13 protein-coding genes are annotated in these 12,597 nt (G+C 69.2%); 4 read left to right on the forward strand and 9 right to left on the reverse strand.

Annotated features, from left to right (window positions below; genetic code table 11):
- Positions 1-2 precede the first annotated feature (2 nt).
- Positions 3-1,280: an ATP-dependent RNA helicase RhlB gene (rhlB, locus tag NFC98_RS11340; RefSeq protein ID WP_254275091.1), complete on the reverse strand. Its 1,278-nt coding sequence runs from the start codon at positions 1,278-1,280 to the stop codon at positions 3-5.
- A gap of 157 nt (positions 1,281-1,437) precedes the next feature.
- Between rhlB and NFC98_RS11345 the strand changes: the two genes are divergently transcribed.
- The 3 genes from NFC98_RS11345 (at position 1,438) to NFC98_RS11355 (ending at position 3,815) form a co-directional block, all read left to right on the forward strand.
- On the forward strand, positions 1,438-1,683 hold the full coding sequence (locus NFC98_RS11345; RefSeq protein ID WP_254275092.1) for a hypothetical protein: 246 nt from the start codon (positions 1,438-1,440) through the stop codon (positions 1,681-1,683).
- The gene (gene xthA / locus NFC98_RS11350) at positions 1,683-2,510 is read left to right on the forward strand and encodes an exodeoxyribonuclease III (protein WP_254275093.1); all 828 of its coding nucleotides are present in this window, start codon (positions 1,683-1,685) and stop codon (positions 2,508-2,510) included. The genes NFC98_RS11345 and xthA overlap by 1 nt, the downstream gene beginning before the upstream one ends.
- A gap of 102 nt (positions 2,511-2,612) precedes the next feature.
- Positions 2,613-3,815 carry an iron-containing alcohol dehydrogenase gene (locus tag NFC98_RS11355; protein WP_254275094.1) on the forward strand — a complete coding sequence of 401 codons (1,203 nt, stop codon included), beginning with the start codon at positions 2,613-2,615 and terminating at the stop codon, positions 3,813-3,815.
- Between the two features lie 16 nt (positions 3,816-3,831).
- Here the strand turns inward: NFC98_RS11355 and NFC98_RS11360 are convergent, their stop codons facing one another.
- The 8 genes from NFC98_RS11360 to NFC98_RS11395 form a co-directional block, all read right to left on the reverse strand.
- Positions 3,832-4,629, reverse strand: a complete 798-nt coding sequence (locus NFC98_RS11360) for a TonB family protein (RefSeq protein ID WP_254275095.1) — start codon at positions 4,627-4,629, stop codon at positions 3,832-3,834.
- Complete coding sequence (locus NFC98_RS11365; protein ID WP_254275096.1) at positions 4,626-5,033, reverse strand: biopolymer transporter ExbD; 408 nt, start codon at positions 5,031-5,033, stop codon at positions 4,626-4,628. The genes NFC98_RS11360 and NFC98_RS11365 overlap by 4 nt, the downstream gene beginning before the upstream one ends.
- Positions 5,026-5,559, reverse strand: coding sequence for a MotA/TolQ/ExbB proton channel family protein (locus tag NFC98_RS11370; RefSeq protein WP_254277831.1), 534 nt, complete (start codon positions 5,557-5,559; stop codon positions 5,026-5,028). The genes NFC98_RS11365 and NFC98_RS11370 overlap by 8 nt, the downstream gene beginning before the upstream one ends.
- Entirely contained in the window at positions 5,543-6,883 is a 1,341-nt protein-coding gene (locus NFC98_RS11375) for a MotA/TolQ/ExbB proton channel family protein (RefSeq protein ID WP_254277832.1), read from the reverse strand. The genes NFC98_RS11370 and NFC98_RS11375 overlap by 17 nt, the downstream gene beginning before the upstream one ends.
- A gap of 32 nt (positions 6,884-6,915) precedes the next feature.
- Entirely contained in the window at positions 6,916-7,698 is a 783-nt protein-coding gene (locus tag NFC98_RS11380; protein WP_254275097.1) for a DUF3450 domain-containing protein, read from the reverse strand.
- Between the two features lie 252 nt (positions 7,699-7,950).
- Positions 7,951-8,562, reverse strand: coding sequence for a superoxide dismutase (locus tag NFC98_RS11385; RefSeq protein ID WP_254275098.1), 612 nt, complete (start codon positions 8,560-8,562; stop codon positions 7,951-7,953).
- Between the two features lie 301 nt (positions 8,563-8,863).
- On the reverse strand, positions 8,864-9,790 hold the full coding sequence (locus tag NFC98_RS11390) for an electron transfer flavoprotein subunit alpha/FixB family protein (RefSeq protein ID WP_254275099.1): 927 nt from the start codon (positions 9,788-9,790) through the stop codon (positions 8,864-8,866).
- A 14-nt stretch (positions 9,791-9,804) separates the two neighbouring features.
- Positions 9,805-10,554: an electron transfer flavoprotein subunit beta/FixA family protein gene (locus tag NFC98_RS11395; RefSeq protein ID WP_254275100.1), complete on the reverse strand. Its 750-nt coding sequence runs from the start codon at positions 10,552-10,554 to the stop codon at positions 9,805-9,807.
- 322 nt (positions 10,555-10,876) lie between these two features.
- Here NFC98_RS11395 and NFC98_RS11400 point away from each other — a divergent pair, with 322 nt between their 5' ends.
- Positions 10,877-12,541: an electron transfer flavoprotein-ubiquinone oxidoreductase gene (locus NFC98_RS11400; protein WP_254275101.1), complete on the forward strand. Its 1,665-nt coding sequence runs from the start codon at positions 10,877-10,879 to the stop codon at positions 12,539-12,541.
- Positions 12,542-12,597 lie beyond the last annotated feature (56 nt).

The following is a 12,597-nucleotide window of genomic DNA, read 5'->3' on the forward strand; positions in this document are numbered from 1 at the left end:
GGTCAGAGCAGGCCTTCCGGCGGATGCTCGCAGGGCAGCTTGTCGCCGATGAAGCGCTCGATCTCGGGCAGCGAGAAGGCGTCTTCCTCGCCGACGAAGCTGATCGACACCCCCTTGGCGCCGGCACGCCCGGTGCGGCCGATGCGGTGGACGTAGTCCTCCGGGTCTTCCGGCAGAGTGTAGTTGATCACGTGGCTGACGTCCTCGATGTGGATCCCGCGGCCGGCCACGTCGGTGGCGACCAGCACCTGGATCTCGCCTTCGCGGAACTGCTCCAGGGTCTTGATGCGCTGGTTCTGGGGCACGTCGCCGGAGAGCATGGCGGCATTGATGCCGGCCTTGCGCAGCAGTTCGTCGAGCTTGCGCACCAGGTCGCGACGGTTGCCGAAGACCATCACCCGGTCGAAGCTCTCCTGCTTGAGCAAGTTGACCAGCAGGCGCTGCTTGTCCTCGTCACCGACCAGGTAGACGCGCTGGTCGATGTCGGCGGCGTTCTCCACCGTGACCGCGATATCGACATGGGTCGGCTCATGGGTCCACTGGCTGGCCAGGTTGAGGATGTCCTCGGTGAAGGTGGCCGAGAAGAGGAAGGTCTGGCGCTCCTCCTTCTTCGGCGTGTGGCGGATGATCCGTTTGACGTCGGGGATGAAGCCCATGGAGAGCATGCGGTCGGCCTCGTCCAGCACCAGCACCTCGACCTGGGTGAGGTCGACGTCACGCTTCTGGTGGAAGTCGAGCAGCCGTCCGGGCGTGGCCACCAGAACGTCGAGGCGGCCGCCGAGGCTCTCGCGCTGCTTCTGGTAGTCCATGCCGCCGACCACGCTGGCCACCTTGAGGTCGGTGAAGCGCGCCAGTGCCTTGGCGTCCTTCTCGATCTGCAGGGCCAGCTCGCGGGTCGGGGCGACGATCAGCGCCCGCGGTGCGCCGGTCTTCTGGCCGTTGGGCGCCTCCTCCTCGAGGAAGTAGGCGAGGATCGAGATCAGGAAGGCGGCCGTCTTGCCGGTGCCGGTCTGGGCCTTGCCGACCACGTCGCCACCCAGCAGGGTGTGGGTCAGCGCCTCGGCCTGGATCGGCGTGCAGTACTCGAAGCCCAGGGCATGGATGGCCCGCATCAGCGGCAGCGGCAGATCGAAGTCATGGAAGCGCCACTTGCCCGCCACGGCAGGCACCTGAAACTGACGCAGGTCCCAGCCGGACGACTGGCGACGGCGCGGCTTGCGACGACGGCGCTTGGGCTTGCGATCCTGGGCCGGTGCGTTGATCTGTTCCGACTCGCTCATAGGCTTGCTGTCTAGTCCGTTTCGGTGGATAGGAGGCATGACACGATCGCCCATTGTAACAGCCTACGGCGCCAAGGGCGCGTCTCGTGCGCGCAGGCGCCTGTGGCGACGGCCGCCGGACTGGTAGAATGCCCGCCAGACCAGAGGAGTTGTTTCCATGACCCGTCGCAAGAAGACCCGCTCGCTGGCCGACAAGGTGCAGATCCGCACCGGCCGGCGCAAGGACTACAAGAAGTGGCGCCACGAGAACCCCGATCAGGTGACCTCGTCGACCCGCTACACCCAGAAGAAGCGCCAGCAGCGCAAGATCCAGGCGGCCCGCAAGCTGGCGCGCCAGGAGGCCGGCCAGAGCATCGCCATCCACCCCGAGCAGGGCCGCGACACGGGGAGCTCGGAGCAGTGATGCGGCTGGTCTCCTTCAACATCAACGGCATCCGCGCCCGGCTCCACCAGCTGGAGGCCCTGGTCAACGCCTCGCGTCCGGCGGTGATCGGCCTGCAGGAGACCAAGGTCCAGGACAGCGAGTTTCCCCGCGAGGCCGTGGAGGCGCTGGGCTACCGGGTGTTCTTTCACGGCCAGAAGGGACACTACGGCGTGGCGCTGATGGTCGACCCCGCCCAGTGCGGCGAGCCCGAGTGGGTGCGGCTGGGCTTCCCCGACGATGGCGACGAGGCCCAGCGCCGCATGATCGGCGCGTGCGTGCGCCCGGGTGGCGGCGAGCCGCTGACGGTGTGGAACGGCTACTTCCCCCAGGGCGAGAATGTCGAGCACCCGCTGAAGTTTCCCCACAAGCGCGAGTTCTACGCCCAGCTCAGGCGGCTGCTGGAGGGCCAGCATCGCCCCGACGAGCGCCTGGTGGTGATGGGCGACTTCAACATCTCCCCCGCGGACATCGACATCGGCATCGGCGAGGTCAACCGCAAGCGCTGGCTGCGCGACGGCAAGACCAGCTTCCAACCGGTGGAGCGCGAATGGCTCGACGGCATCAAGGCCTGGGGCCTGGTCGACAGCTACCGGGTCCGCCACCCGGCGGTCGACGACCGCTTCAGCTGGTTCGACTACCGTTCGAAGGGCTTCGATCGCGACCCGAAGCGCGGCCTGCGCATCGACCATATCCTGGTCACCGCGCCGCTGGCCGAGAAGGTGACCGAGGCCGGCATCGACTACCACCTGCGCGGCATGGAGCGGCCCTCCGACCACGCCCCGGTATGGACCGACTTCGCACTGTGAGCCGGTGAGAAGGGTCGACCCATGGGCCAGCGCGGCCGTTTGGACCGGGCGGGATGAGCCCCTATAGTAGGTCTCCTGCCCGCCACCCCAGGGATCGCCCCCATGCCCGACACGCGCCTCGACGCCTTCCGCCTCTCGCCCCTTCCCGAGATCCACTTCGGCCGCCAGGCCATCCACCGCCTGCCGGCGCTGATCGCCCTGCACGGCCGGCGCCTGCTGCTGGTCACCGGCCGCCGCTCCTTCATCGACTCGCCCCGCTGGCCGACCCTTCGCTCGGCGCTGGCCGAGCAGGGACTGAGCTGGGCCCAGGTCAGCATCGACGGGGAGCCCTCGCCCCGCCAGGTGGACGAGATCGTGGCGGCGCATCGCGACGGGGGCATCGACGCCGTGGTGGCCATCGGCGGCGGCAGCGCCTTGGATGCCGGCAAGGCCGTGGCCGGGCTGCTGCGCACCGGGACCTCGGTCATGGATCACCTAGAGGGCGTCGGCCGGGGCCTGCCCTACCCCGGGCCCGCGGCACCGCTGATCGCCGTCCCCACCACCGCGGGGACCGGTAGCGAGGCCACCCGCAATGCGGTGCTGAGCGAGCGGGGGCCGGGCGGCTTCAAGAAGTCGTTCCGGGACGACCAGCTGATGCCCCGAGTCGCCCTGGTCGACCCGGACCTGCTGGCCGGCTGTCCCGCCGACCAGCTGGCCGCCAACGCCATGGATGCCTTCACCCAGCTGCTGGAGTCCTATGTCTCGGCGGGCGCCAGCCCGCCCACCGACGCGCTGGCCTGGTCCGGGATGGAGGCCTTCCACCAGGCCCTCTGGACCGCCCTGGACGACGATCCCGACCGCGCCATGGAGGGCTACCCGGGGCTCGCCTACGCCTCGCTGATGTCCGGCATCACCCTGGCCCAGGCGGGGCTGGGGTCGGTGCACGGCCTGGCCTCGCCGCTGGGCGCCCTCTTCCCGATTCCCCACGGCGTGGTATGCGGCACCCTGCTGGCCGAGGCCACCGCGCTTAACATCGCGGCACTGCGCGAGCGCGATGAGGCCCCCGGGGCCCTGGCCAGGTATGCCCGCGTGGGCCGCCTGCTCGCCGACTCGCCCGAGCTGGGTGAGCAGGCGGCCTGCAACGCCCTCGTAGCGACCCTGCGCGACTGGACCCGCCGCCTGTCGATGCCGCGACTTGGCGCGTTCGGCATGACCCCCGCCGACCTGGAACGAGTGGTGGCCGGCGCACGCGGCGGCAGCATGAAGACCAACCCGCTGGTACTCAGCGATGAAGAACTGACCGCCCTGCTGGCCAGCCGCCTCTGAGAGAGCGCCCACGGCATCAGCGCAGCCGGAACTCCAGGCGCTGCCGCGCCCGGCGCAGGCGGCCATCCGCCTCGAAGCGCCATGCCGCCACGGCCGACTCGGCGGCCTCCTCGAAGGCCCGGCGCGGCCGGGCCTCCACCACCCGGATGCTCGAGGGATCGACGCGACCATCGGGCTGGATCAGGAACTCCAGTTCCACATGGCCCTCCAGTCCGCGGCGCTGGGCGCGACGCGGATAGCTAGGCGGCACCCGGCTGACCGGGACGGCCTCTCCCACCTCTACCGGCACCTGGCTGGCATCGCCCTGCGACCCGGCCGCCTCGGCGTCGGGGGCCGACGCGACAGCCGGCTCGGCGACGGGCGCCGACTCGCCTGGCGCCCGGGCCGCTGGCTCGGGCCTTGGCTGCGGTTCGGGCCTTGGCTGCGGTTCGGGCCTTGGCTGCGGTTCGGGCTCGGGCTGCGGCTCGGGCTGAAGTTCGGGCTCGGGCTGAGGTTCGGGTTCGGGTTCCGGTTCCGGCTCCGGCTCCGGCTCCGGCTCCGGCTCCGGCTCCGGCTCCGGCAGGCGAATCTCCGCGGGCCGCCGGGTCAAGGGGTCGGGCTCGGCGGCGGAAACGGGCGGCCCGGCCTCGGGTGCCTCCGGGGCATCCGACTCGGCGGGCTCCGAGTCCTCCGCCACCGAAGCCAGCCTTATCGGCATCGCCGGGTCCAGCCGCTCGACCGCCTCCCGCGGCGGCGCTACCAGCAGGGCCAGCAGCCAGAAGAGCCCCAGTGCCATGGCGCCACCACCCAGCAGCGAGAGCAGCGTGCGGGTCATGGGCCGCCTCGGGTGGCTGCCACCGCCATCTCCTCCACCCCCGCCTCGCGGAGGCGATCCATCACCTCGATCAGCAGGCCGGTGGTGGCCTGGCGATCGGCCTGGATCACTACCCCGCCGTCATCGCCGAGCAGGGCGGCCACCGCCTCCCCGACCCGATGGGCATCCACCGGACGGCCGTCGACCCAGACGGCCCCCTCGGGGGTGATCGCCACCATCAGCTGAGCGTCGGGCCGGGGGCTCGCCGCGCTGGACTCGGGACGCTGGATTTCCACCCCGCTCTCCTTGATGAAGCTGGTGGTGACGATGAAGAAGATCAGCATGATGAAGACCACGTCCAGCATCGGGGTCAGGTTGACCTCGCCGGCGTCGCCCTCGGCGGCGAGATTGCGGCGTCTACGCATGGGTTTCCTCCACGGCCCGAGCCAGGCGGTCATGCAGCCGCTGGTCCTCGCGCCGGATGATCTGTTCCAGACGGCTGGTGAAGAGCAGTCCCACCACCGCCACCGCCATGCCGGCGAGGGTCGGCAGGGTGGCCCGCGATACGCCATCGGCCATGGCCCGGGCCTGGCCGGTCTCGGTGAGCGCCAGGCTGTCGAACACTGCGATCATGCCGGTCACGGTGCCGAGCAGCCCCAGCAGCGGACAGAGTGCCACCAGCAGCCTGAGCCAGGGCAGCGGCCGGCGCAGCCGGGCAATCAGCTCCCGGGTCCAGGCCTCGCGAAGCGTCAGGCTGCTCCAGCTCAGGTGGTCGCCACGTGCGGCCCAGCGGCGGAGCAGCGCTCGGCGGGCGCGGCGGTAGCCGAGGCGAAAGAACAGCACACGCTCCAGTGCCAGGCTGAACAGCAGGGTCGCCACCAGGGCGATCACTACCAGAATGGCACCGCCGGCCTCGACCAGCCGCTCCAGGGGCTCAAGCCAGAGCGGCAGCACGGTGGCCACTCCCGTTCGCGGTCGTCGCGGCGCTGCCGCGCTGCTCCAGCCGCTCGGCCAGGGCCGCACTGGCCTGTCCCTCCACCACCCCGGCCAGGTGGCGGCTGCGACCAGCCAGGGCGGTATGGGCAAACAGCAGCGGCACGGCGGTGACCAGGCCCAGCACGGTGGTGACCAGCGCCTGGCTGATCCCGCCGGCCATCAGCTGGGGGTCGCCGGTACCGAAGACGGTGATCGCCTGGAAGGTGACGATCATGCCGGTGACGGTGCCCAGCAGGCCCAGCAGCGGCGCCACGGCGGCGAGCAGCTTGACCAGTGGCTGGCCCCGCTCGAGGCGCGGCAGTTCGGCCAGCACCGCCTCGTCGAGGCGGGCCTCGAGCGCCTCCGGCACGGGATCATCGGGAAGGGACTCGAAACGCGCGAGGACTCTCCCCAGGGGGTTGTCGTCGCGCAGCCGTGCCAGGTCGCGGCGCTGGCGGCGCATCGTCCAGCTGACACGCAGCAGGTAGCCGTACTGCAGGAGCGCCACCAGCAGGCCGATGCCCCCCAGGCCCACCACCACGTAGCCCACGGCGCCGCCCTGGTGGAAGCGCTCGACCAGGCTAGGTCGCTGGGCCAGGGCCTCGATCACCTGGCCACCGGTGGGATCCAGCGCCAGGGTCTCGCCCTCGCCGGCCTGGAAGGCGATGAGGCTTCCGGCCACCTCGGGCGGGGTCCGGGCCAGGGTGGCGAGGCTCGACTCATCGGCACCACGCTGCAGCAGTTCGCCGTCGCTGAAGGCGAGCAGGTCACCCAGGCGAACCCCCTCCCGTGAGGTGATCTGGCCCCCGGCATCGGCCACCGGCGCGGTGAAGCGCACGGCGCGACCGGTCTCGGCGGTCAGGGCCATCAGCGCATCGCCCAGGCCCTCCAGGTGCTCGCGGGTCAGCACCTCGGCCTCGTCCAGCCGCGGCGGCAGCGCCGTGCCCCCCACCGTCAGCCAGCTGTCGGCCAGGGCATCGCGAAGTTCGCCGCTGTGGCGGACCAGCACTCCGAGCACCGCCGCCAGGTCGTCGCCCGCCTCGCCCTGGCGAGCCTCCAGCTCGGCGCGCCGTTCGGCCAGCGTCGCCTCACGGGCCTGAAGGGCCGCATGACGCGTCGCGGCCTCGGCATGGGCCGCGCGCGCCTCGTCCAGGGCCGCCTCCAGGGCCTCGTCGTCCTCCAGCAGCCCTTCCAGGCGCGCCAGCTCCCGGGCCTCGGCCGCCTGTCGCTCGGCGCGCAGCGTTTCCGGCGGCTCGACCTCTCCCCAGGCCTGGCTGCCCGGCACCAGCAGCAGGGCCATGGCCAGCACGCCACACCATCCTTGCCAGCGGGTCATGGCAGTACCTCCCGGTCGGATGCCGAGGACGCGGCCAGCGAGACGGAGAGCGGCAGGTGCAACAGCTCGGGAGCACGCCGATCCCGGGCGATGTGCAGCCCATGGCGCAGCTGGCGACGCGCCGGCTCGTCCAGCGCCACCCAGCGCCCCTCCTCGGCACGCCAGACCCCACCCTGGCGACTGTCGGGCGTCAGGTAGTAGAGGCCGATCCGGCCCAGGCGCAGGAACTCTACCTCGCGGCGCGTCTCGCCCTCCTCCAGGGTGCCTCGCCAGGCGTCGAACTCGCGACCGTAGTCGAGCTCGGTCCGCCAGGCGGCCAGAACTGACGCCAGGCGCTCGGCCGCCGACGCGTCGGGGTCGCCCATGCTCCTCTCGAGGCTGGCCGCCCGAGCCCGCCGCTCCTCGACCAGGAACGGCAGGTCCCGGTCAACCCAGCGCGCCAGGCGCTCCACCAGGCGGCGCTGCAGATCGGGCAGCGCCTCGCGGGTCTCGCCCAGGGTCGCCAGAGCCGCCTCGCGGCGGTCCAGGGCCTCGGCCTGGCGTTCGAGCCGCGGAGCCAGCTCGTCACTGCGGGCACTCAGCTGGCGCGTCTCCCGCTCCAGCCGGCGCAGCTCCTCGAGCCGCTCGCGCACGTCATCATCGGCGGCCTCGATCCGCGACTCCAGCTCGGCCTGGGTGCGCTGGCCCTCTGCCTGCTGCTGCAACGCGTCGGCACTGGCCGGCGCGACCAGCAGGCAGAGGGCCACCCCCCACAGCAGCGACCTTGGACGTATCTCCACGGATTGACTCCCCTGGTGGTAGAAAAAGGTGGTAGGAAAAGGTGTTCGGTAAATGCCGCTGTCGGCAGCGGCATGACGATGCCACGAATGATAACAATTATCAATCGTGGCGTGGTGAACATCGCGCCCTGCCTCCGGGGCAGGGGATGAGGCTCCCCTGATACGCAAAGGGCCCCGCCATGAGCGGGGCCCTTTGCCATGCGGAGGGTGCCCGGCCGGGCACCCTCATTGCAGCCATGCGGTGTCGGTGGTTCAGCCGGTGGCCTGCTGGTAGCGCCGCTCGACCTCGTCCCAGTCGACCACGTTGAAGAACGCGGCGACATAGTCCGGGCGCTTGTTCTGGTACTTCAGGTAGTAGGCGTGTTCCCAGACATCCAGCCCCAGCACCGGCGTGTTGCCCTGGGAGATCGGGCTGTCCTGGTTGAGGGTGTTCTCCACCACCAGTTTCCCTTCCGGCGTGACGCTCAGCCAGGCCCAACCGCTGCCGAACCGGCCCAGTGCCGCCTTGGTGAAGGCGTCCTTGAAGGCGTCGAAGCCCCCCAGATCGGCCTCGATCGCCTCCGCGACCTTGCCCTTGGGCGAGCCACCGCCGTTGGGCGACATCATCTGCCAGAACATCGAGTGGTTGGAGTGGCCACCGCCGTTGTTGATCACCGCCTGGCGCTTTTCCTCGGGGACCCGATCCAGGCTGGCGAGCAGTTCGTCCACCGGAACCTCCTCGAGGCCGGTGCCCTCCAGGGCGCCGTTGAGGTTGTTGATGTAGGTCTGGTGGTGCCGGGAGTGGTGGATCTCCATGGTCATCGCATCGATGTGCGGCTCAAGGGCATCATAGCCGTAGGGCAGCTCGGGTAGTGTATGCGGCATAGTGACTCCTCCGTGAATGGACTTAACGAGGCAGTCGCCTCGTGACCTCAACTACACAGGATGGCAGACACGGGCGTGTGACGCTAATAATTCCCGTTATCGCTGATATAGACGGGGGTTATGGCCCATCCCCCGACACAACGACGCCGGCACCATCCGGTGCCGGCGTCTTGCCCCCATGACACGTGGGGAGGCGTTAGCTTGCTCTCGAGCTCCGGCAGGGCCTCGAAGAGATCGGCTACCAGGCCGCAAATGTGGAGAGCGTCTTATCAGAGCACTTAAGGGAAGATCCCTATCGTCGTTACAGCTTGCTCTCGAGCTCCGGCAGGGCCTCGAAGAGATCCGCCACTAACCCGTAGTCGGCGACCTGGAAGATCGGCGCCTCCTCGTCCTTGTTGATCGCCACGATCACCTTGGAGTCCTTCATGCCGGCCAGGTGCTGGATGGCACCCGAGATGCCCACGGCGATGTAGAGGTCCGGGGCGACGATCTTGCCGGTCTGGCCCACCTGCATGTCGTTGGGCACGAAGCCGGCATCCACCGCGGCCCGGGACGCACCGATGGCCGCACCCAGCTTGTCGGCGATGCCGTCCAGCAACTTGAAGTTCTCGCCGTTGCCCATGCCGCGGCCGCCGGAGATCACGACCTTGGCCGCACCCAGCTCGGGACGATCGGACTGGGCCAGCTCTTCCTTGACGAAGGTGGACAGGGCGTTGTCGGCGACGAAGTCGACGGCCTCCACGCTGGCGGAACCGCCCTCGCCCACCGCGTCGAAGCCGGTGGTGCGCACGGTGATCACCTTGAGGGTGTCCTCGCTCTGCACCGTGGCGATGGCGTTGCCGGCGTAGATCGGGCGCTTGAAGGTATCGGCAGACTCAACGGCAATGATCTCGGAGATCTGCGCCACGTCCTTGAGTGCGGCGACACGGGGCAGCACGTTCTTGCCGGTGGTGGAGGCACAGGCCAGCACGTGGCTGTAGTCCGCGGCAAGCTCCGCGATCAGCGCCGCGGTGGGCTCGGCCAGCAGATGGGCATAGGCGGCGTGGTCGGCCACGCGAACGCGGGAGACGCCGTCGAGCTTGGCGGCGGCCTCGGCGATCGCGGAGACGCCCTCGCCTGCCACCAGCACGTCGATATCGCCGCCGATCTGCTGGGCGGCCGCGACCACATGGGCGGTGGCGCCGGCCAGGGCGCCGTCGTGATGTTCGGCGAGTACCAGGATGCTCATGAGATCCGCTCCTTTCAAAGCACTTTGGCTTCGTTCTTCAGTTTGTCGACCAGCTCATCCACGGAGCCCACCTTGACGCCGCCCTGGCGCTCGGCCGGCGGCTCGACCTTGAGCAGCTTGACCTTCGAGGCCACCTCAACGCCGAGATCCGCCGGGCTCTTGACGTCCAGCGGCTTCTTCTTGGCCTTCATGATGTCGGGCAGCTTGGCGTAGCGCGGCTCGTTCAGGCGCAGGTCGGTGGTGACGATGGCGGGCAGGGTCAGCTCGATGGTCTGCAGGCCGCCGTCGATCTCGCGGGTCACCTGTGCCTTGTCGTTCTCGATGACGACCTCCGAGGCGAAGGTGCCCTGGGGCAGGCCGGTCAGGGCCGCCAGCATCTGGCCGGTCTGGTTGTTGTCGGTGTCGATGGCCTGCTTGCCGAGGATCACCAGGCCCGGCTGCTCCTCTTCCACCAGCTTGGCCAGCGCCTTGGCGGCGCCCAGCGACTCGACGCGCTCGTCGGTCTCGACGTGGATGGCGCGATCGGCACCCAGCGCCAGGGCGGTACGCAGCTGCTCCTGGGCGGCCTTGGGACCGATGGTCACCGCGACGATCTCGGTCGCCACGCCCTTCTCCTTCAGGCGCACCGCCTCTTCCACGGCGATCTCGCAGAAGGGGTTCATGGCCATCTTGACGTTGGTGAGGTCGACGTCGGAGTTATCCGGCTTGACCCGGATCTTGACGTTGTAGTCGATGACGCGTTTGACCGCGACGAGTACTTTCATGGTGTCCTCGCTTGGTTTCTGGTGCGGCAGTGCCATCCGCACCCTACTGAAACGGGCCGCATAGAACGGCGCGGCATGCCCTTATACGTTTCATGCGAGCGTTTGATAGGCGCCGCATCGAAAAACCTTGTCAATGTGCCACAGGCGGCCCCATGGCAACAATCCCACTATCGGCTCCCCTCTCGGCACGGAGCGCATCGAAGGGGTGACCTGAGTCGGCTATTATGCCTATCATGGAGACAGGCAAGAAGCAAACGACCGTTTTAATTGCTATCGACGTTGGTGGCAGGCCATCGGCGGTGATGCGAGGGAGGAGATGCAGGTGGAACAGGTAGAACGCGATTCGATGGAATTCGATGTGGTCATCGTCGGCGCCGGGCCTTCTGGCCTTGCCGCGGCGTGCCGACTGATGCAGCAGGCCAATGAGGCCGAGCAGGAGCTGACGGTGTGCGTGGTGGAGAAGGGCTCCGAGGTAGGCGCCCATATCCTCTCCGGCGCGGTCTTCGAGCCCCGCGCCCTGGCCGAGCTCTTCCCCGACTGGGAGGAGCGCGGCGCCCCGCTGACCACCCCGGCGACCCGCGACGAGGTCTACCTGCTCAAGGACGCCGAGAAGGCCCAGAAGCTGCCCAACGCCCTGGTGCCGAAGAGCATGCATAACACCGGTGGCGACATGCCGCGCTATGTGATCAGCGCCGGCAACCTCTGCCGCTGGCTGGCCGAGCAGGCCGAGGGGCTGGGGGTGGAGATCTTCCCCGGCTTCGCCGCCCAGGAGGCGATCGTCGAGGAGGGGGTGGTCAAGGGCATCCTGATCGGCGACATGGGCGTGGGCGCCGACGGCGAGCCCAAGGACAGCTACATGCCGGGCATGGAGCTGCGCGCGAAATACACCCTGTTCGCCGAGGGCGCCCGGGGCCATATCGGCAAGCGCCTGATCCAGCAGTACGACCTCGCCGAGGGCCGCGACCCCCAGCACTACGGCATCGGCCTGAAGGAGCTGTGGGACGTCCCCGCCGAGCAGCACGAGCCGGGCCTGGTACTGCACGGCTCCGGCTGGCCCCTGGACAGCAAGACCCACGGCGGCTGGTTCCTCTACCACGGCGACAACCAGCAGGTCATGGTCGGCCTGATCATGGACCTCTCCTACCAGAACCCCTGGCTCTCGCCCTTCGACGAGTTCCAGCGCATGAAGCACCACCCGGTGCTGGCCAAGCACCTGGAGGGCGGCAAGCGCGTCGCCTACGGCGCCCGGGCCATCGTCAAGGGGGGCCTCAACTGCCTGCCGAAGATGACCTTCCCGGGTGGCCTCTTGATCGGCTGCGATGCCGGGACCCTGAACTTCGCCAAGATCAAGGGGCTGCACACCGCCATGAAGTCTGGCCTGGTGGCCGGCGAGGCGGTCTTCGAAGCCATTGCGGCAGGCGACGAGGGTGGAAAGGAACTGACCGCCTTCACCGAGAAGTGGGAGGCGAGCTGGGCCTGGGCCGAGCTCAAGGAGAGCGCCAGCTTCGGCCCGGCGATCCACAAGTACGGCACCATCGGCGGTGGCGCCTACAACTTCGCCAACCAGCTGCTGGGCGGCAAGTTGCCCAACGTCCACGACACTACCCCGGACCACGCGGCCCTCAAGCCCGCCGCCGAGTGCGAGAAGATCGACTACCCGAAGCCCGACGGCAAGCTCTCCTTCGACAAGCTCTCCTCGGTGTTCCTGTCGAACACCAACCACGAGGAGGACCAGCCCTGTCACCTGAAGCTGGCGGACCCGGAGTTGCCGATCCGCGACAATCTGCCCGAGTACGCCGAGCCGGCAAGCCGCTACTGCCCGGCCGGGGTCTACGAGGTGGTCGAGGACGACGACGGCAAGCCGAAGTTCCAGATCAACTTCCAGAACTGCGTGCACTGCAAGACCTGCGACATCAAGGACCCGGCCCAGAACATCACCTGGGTGGCGCCGGAGGGCGGCGGCGGGCCGAACTATCCGAATATGTAAGCTGCAAGCTGCAAGAAGACCGGATGAGGTGCTCAAGGGGCAGGCCACCAAAGGCC

Origin of the sequence: Halomonas sp. 3H, from assembly GCF_024206005.1 — a bacterium.
Taxonomy (GTDB): domain Bacteria; phylum Pseudomonadota; class Gammaproteobacteria; order Pseudomonadales; family Halomonadaceae; genus Halomonas; species Halomonas campaniensis.

Bases quoted from the DNA above. Each gene is read 5' to 3' on its own strand.
- rhlB (WP_254275091.1), bottom strand. From the start codon at position 1,280: ATGAGCGAGTCGGAACAGATCAACGCACCGGCCCAGGATCGCAAGCCC.
- xthA (WP_254275093.1), top strand. From the start codon at position 1,683: ATGCGGCTGGTCTCCTTCAACATCAACGGCATCCGCGCCCGGCTCCAC.
- NFC98_RS11355 (WP_254275094.1), top strand. From the start codon at position 2,613: ATGCCCGACACGCGCCTCGACGCCTTCCGCCTCTCGCCCCTTCCCGAG.
- NFC98_RS11345 (WP_254275092.1), top strand. From the start codon at position 1,438: ATGACCCGTCGCAAGAAGACCCGCTCGCTGGCCGACAAGGTGCAGATC.
- NFC98_RS11375 (WP_254277832.1), bottom strand. From the start codon at position 6,883: ATGGCCCTGCTGCTGGTGCCGGGCAGCCAGGCCTGGGGAGAGGTCGAG.
- NFC98_RS11385 (WP_254275098.1), bottom strand. From the start codon at position 8,562: ATGCCGCATACACTACCCGAGCTGCCCTACGGCTATGATGCCCTTGAG.
- NFC98_RS11390 (WP_254275099.1), bottom strand. From the start codon at position 9,790: ATGAGCATCCTGGTACTCGCCGAACATCACGACGGCGCCCTGGCCGGC.
- NFC98_RS11360 (WP_254275095.1), bottom strand. From the start codon at position 4,629: ATGACCCGCACGCTGCTCTCGCTGCTGGGTGGTGGCGCCATGGCACTG.
- NFC98_RS11395 (WP_254275100.1), bottom strand. From the start codon at position 10,554: ATGAAAGTACTCGTCGCGGTCAAACGCGTCATCGACTACAACGTCAAG.
- NFC98_RS11365 (WP_254275096.1), bottom strand. From the start codon at position 5,033: ATGCGTAGACGCCGCAATCTCGCCGCCGAGGGCGACGCCGGCGAGGTC.